The sequence below is a fragment of the Acinetobacter sp. genome (assembly GCF_050285345.1).
Classification (GTDB): Bacteria; Pseudomonadota; Gammaproteobacteria; order Pseudomonadales; family Moraxellaceae; genus Acinetobacter.
In genome coordinates, this window is record NZ_JBLZXR010000002.1 from 1 (window position 1) to 4241 (window position 4241).

A 4241-nucleotide genomic window follows, 5' to 3' on the forward strand; every position below is an offset into this window, starting at 1 on the left:
TTTCAGTCGTTTTAAATTCTCAATTAGGTAATCCTCCTTTACAGTTGGAAAACTTAATTAAAAGTTGAGATTGGCGTCATAATTGTAAAGTTTTGCACTTTAAGAATCCCGCTATATAAATGGTGGGATTTTTTGTATTTACACTATTTTATCTACATTAGATATTAATACTAACTCCCCCAAAACTTATTCAAAGGCTATTCTCTAATAATAACAGCAAAGAACTCACTTCATTCAGCACTATAGATATGATTAGCGTATTGAAACATGTTGTTGAAAAACATTTCAGCAAAATTAAAGTTATTTAATTACATACAGTTTTTACTGCTTATATGAATGTAATATCAATTATTTAAATTATACAAATTACGACTCCATCATTATTTTCATAGAGAGTCACTCATTTGAGGAGCTAATAGCTGATGAAGTTTAGTCAAACTATGATGGCAAGTACTTTATTCATTGGACTAGTTATACCAACATTAAGTTCAGCTGAATCTGTAAACAACCATAACAGCATCATTTCGCCGACAACTCAAAAAATAGCAGCGAGTAAACCGGGTACTATTTTATCTATTCAAATACAAACACCTACCCCCTTGCTGCAACATGCTTCCGAAAAACTATTAGTCACCTACCGCAGCAGAGGCATTAAGAATGAGCCAATTGTTACTTCAGGCTATATCTTACTCCCCAAAGCAAATCCTCCTAAAGATGGCTGGCCAATGTTGGCATGGGCACACGGAACTACAGGCGTGGCAGATACCTGTGCGCCATCGGGAAACTTTCCGGATGGACCTGTTCATGCCTATCAAAATATTGCCGATAAAGCATTAGATGCATGGCTCTCCAAAGGTTATGCCGTAGTTGCTACAGACTACCAAGGTCTAGGAACCCCGGGTGGACATCCTTATATGGATGCCACAAGTCAGCTCCACTCTGTAGTAGACAGTGTTCGTGCACTCTATTCGCTTTCACCCAAAAAATTTAACAAAAAATGGTATGTGATGGGACATAGTCAAGGCGGAGCTGCTGCATTAAATGTTGCCGCAAAAGGACAGAAAGATGCACCAGAATTCAATTTGATGGGCGCAATTTCTCTCGCACCGGGTGGCTATAAATATGAAGGAATTGCTGAATATGTATTGGCAAATCCTCAGCCTGACGTGAATGTTGCGGCTTTTTTCCCTATCGTTTTATTGGGCGCCGAGGCTGCGGATTCTCAACTTGATCCAAACTTAGTGGTCAGTAACGATATGAAAAATCTGATAAATACTGGGCGGAAACGTTGTTTATCTGAATTACAGGCTGATTTAAAAACTCCACCAAACTCTATATTTAAACCCAATGCCAACTTAACACCCTTAGTTCAATATTTGAAAAAACAATCTATTGAACATATGTCACCGACCATTCCCTTAATGATTATTCAGGGAACCAAAGATCAATTGGTCGATTACCAAGGTACTTATGCTTATTACCAACAACAATGCAAAAGTGGTAAACCTGTTCAATTCCATCGATTAGAGAATGGAGATCATCGTGATTCACTACGTTTAAGTGAAAATTATATTGGCGATTTCATACAAAAGATTGAACAAAACAAGAGTTTCAGTTCATGTAAGTCTCAATGACTTACATGAATAATAAGTAAATCAGTTTGGATTTATTCTTATTTACCCACATGAGGCATTGAGGATTAACTTATTCACTGGATCTATCGTAACGGTGATACGCTCAACATGATAATCCATCGTTACAGGCTGCCCCGGTTGTACTGAACGAACAATCGATGCCTTTGAAATTTCCTGAATTTGAGCGTCAGTTAAATTTTTCTGACCCACTAATTTTGCAGCTTGTTCAGGTACGCAGTTTGTTTGGCTTTTTCTAAATAGCTCCCATTCATCTACAATCTGACCATTTGCAAGCTTACATAACCCAACCTCACCCTCTGCAGTCTTTTGAATCATGGATTCACCACCCTGCTGCTGACAATATGCGCTAGCAGGGTTTGCCATGGATAAATTTGGAGTTGGATCAAGCTTGGGTTGAGTAGCAGCGCATCCTACGAGGCTTAGAAATGAAGCGGTAATCCATACTATATTTTTCATCATAATTCCTTCAATCAATTTATCTAAGGAAGAATGAACGAGTTTAAGTTCATTTTTCCAACTAATAGAGCTTAATGAATATAAACAAACTCTAGAGAATGAATAACATCAAATTTACAAAAAATTAGATCAAATCAATAAAAAGACTCTCATTACTATAATAAAAGAATTTCTTACTTGATAAATTAAAGTGCAAGAACCTTAACAATAATGGTCTGGGTATCTTCATTCTCTTCAGCAAGGAAAAGACGTTTTAACTCTTTACTTTTAACTTTAAACTGATGATTTTGATACTGAATCACCGATGGAATTTGATCAAAATACAATCCATCAACATCAAGTTCCTCTTGGAAAAGAGGCGTGCCCAATTGATAGTCTAGACTTTTTAATACGACATATTTAACAGTTGTTTTCATTGAAATAAACCTACTTTTGATACGCTCTTTATTTTAAGTTTTAACATCGTTTTGCATTAGATGAAACCTTTAATTGGTAATTTCGTATAGCGACTAGCCAATCAACACGATTCAACTCAAAATCAAAAAGAAAACCGTCAAATTAAAGTTGTATAACAATTTGCGTGAGGATGAATGTTAAAATTAAATCAAATAAATCGTTGATATTAGACATTGAGGGAAAGTTCCGATGCTTAAACAGTGTTGTGATACATTGGAAGAAAAAAAGTTAACTGTTGCCTTTATCGAAAGTGCCAGTTCAGGTTATTTATGCAGTCAATTTTCGATCTATAAAAATAGTGGCGCAGATATTTTACTTGGCGGATTAGTCAGCTATGACCCATCCATAAAACGTGACATTTTAAAAATCAGCCCAAAATTGATCGAACAATTTACCGCTGAATCTCAAGAAGTCACCGAAGCAATGGCAAAGCAAGGTAAGTTCATTTTTAGCCATGCGAACTTTATTGTTGCATGTACAGGATTGCTAAAACCGGGTGGCAGTGCGACTGTAGATAAACCTGAAGGTACGTTTTATCTTTCGATTTATTATAATCATCAATTTTTTAATTATAGCTACTTGATTTCAGGCACTCCATTGGAACGCTTAAATACATTAACTCAGTACGTTGCTGAGAATATTTTAACCTTGTTGAGTTCAGGATAAACCATACACAAAATTCATATTTTATTGTTTTTCCAAGTCCATAATAATTTAGGTCAATCTTATAAAAGGAGCGCTCACTATGCTTATTCGTCAATTCAATAGTTTTGCGCTATTTTCGCTGCTCTCCTGCTCTGCTTTTGCAACAGTCGGCGGTCCTCAAACTATTGAAGTCCTTGGCTACGATTCAAAAGATCAAAAAATTTATGTGATGCGACATTTCGAAGATGGACGTGGTCGTTTACCACAACTTTATTATTATCAGTTAAATAGTAAAAAACCGACGCAATTAATTACAGTTAAATCGCTTTATATTAATCCTGTGACCAAAAGAATTGATTATGATCAAGATAGCACTCAATTCGATAAAGAAATTTCCAAGATCAAAAAACGCTTAGTTAAACTAACGCCAATGAATAATAGCAATGCACAAATTCAATTGATTACCGCGATGAATGGAACCGCAAAATCTTGGTATGATCCGAATGAAAGCATTGACAAATGGAGCTATCAATATCGTGTCAAAAGCTCTCAATATAAAAGTACAGTACAAACAGCCGAAACCTATAAAGAAGGTTTAAAAATTTCTAAAACCTATAAAGTCGCTCAACAACCTTACCGACTGGTTACGGTTAAATATTTAGGTATTCCTTTTGAAACAGGATATAACATAGAAGATCCAGTTCTTTTATCTAAATAGATGTCCATAAAAGTCATCGTATAAAAAAGCCTCCGAAGAGGCTTTTTATTTAACCATTTTTAAGCTGCTGTACGATCAGCAATCGGCACAACTTTACGTAGCTCGGGACCGGTATAGTCCGCACTTGGGCGAATAATACGGTTGTCTGCACGCTGTTCCATTACATGCGCTGCCCAACCAGTAACACGACTCATCACAAAGATTGGCGTGAATAGTTTGGTTGCGATATCCATGAAGTGATACGCAGATGCATGGAAGAAGTCTGCATTACAAAACAGTTTCTTCTCACGCCACATCACTTCTTCACAACG

6 protein-coding genes are annotated in these 4241 nt (G+C 36.3%); 3 read left to right on the forward strand and 3 right to left on the reverse strand.

Annotated elements, in window-relative coordinates; genetic code table 11:
- Positions 1-440 precede the first annotated feature (440 nt).
- Positions 441-1634 carry an alpha/beta hydrolase family protein gene (locus ACN6OV_RS00120; protein WP_427948616.1) on the forward strand — a complete coding sequence of 398 codons (1194 nt, stop codon included), beginning with the start codon at positions 441-443 and terminating at the stop codon, positions 1632-1634.
- Positions 1635-1676: 42 nt separating this feature from the next.
- Here the strand turns inward: ACN6OV_RS00120 and ACN6OV_RS00125 are convergent, their stop codons facing one another.
- Positions 1677-2111: an I78 family peptidase inhibitor gene (locus ACN6OV_RS00125; protein ID WP_427948617.1), complete on the reverse strand. Its 435-nt coding sequence runs from the start codon at positions 2109-2111 to the stop codon at positions 1677-1679.
- 185 nt (positions 2112-2296) lie between these two features.
- Positions 2297-2527 (reverse strand): hypothetical protein, encoded by a 231-nt coding sequence (locus tag ACN6OV_RS00130; protein WP_427948609.1) that lies wholly within the window; start codon positions 2525-2527, stop codon positions 2297-2299.
- A 229-nt stretch (positions 2528-2756) separates the two neighbouring features.
- Here ACN6OV_RS00130 and ACN6OV_RS00135 point away from each other — a divergent pair, with 229 nt between their 5' ends.
- Complete coding sequence (locus tag ACN6OV_RS00135) at positions 2757-3233, forward strand: CinA family protein (RefSeq protein WP_427948610.1); 477 nt, start codon at positions 2757-2759, stop codon at positions 3231-3233.
- Between the two features lie 79 nt (positions 3234-3312).
- The gene (locus ACN6OV_RS00140) at positions 3313-3930 is read left to right on the forward strand and encodes an aminotransferase (protein WP_427948612.1); all 618 of its coding nucleotides are present in this window, start codon (positions 3313-3315) and stop codon (positions 3928-3930) included.
- Positions 3931-3989: 59 nt separating this feature from the next.
- Here the strand turns inward: ACN6OV_RS00140 and ACN6OV_RS00145 are convergent.
- Positions 3990-4241: citrate/2-methylcitrate synthase (locus ACN6OV_RS00145; protein ID WP_427948614.1), on the reverse strand; the 252-nt coding region annotated here is incomplete at its 5' end.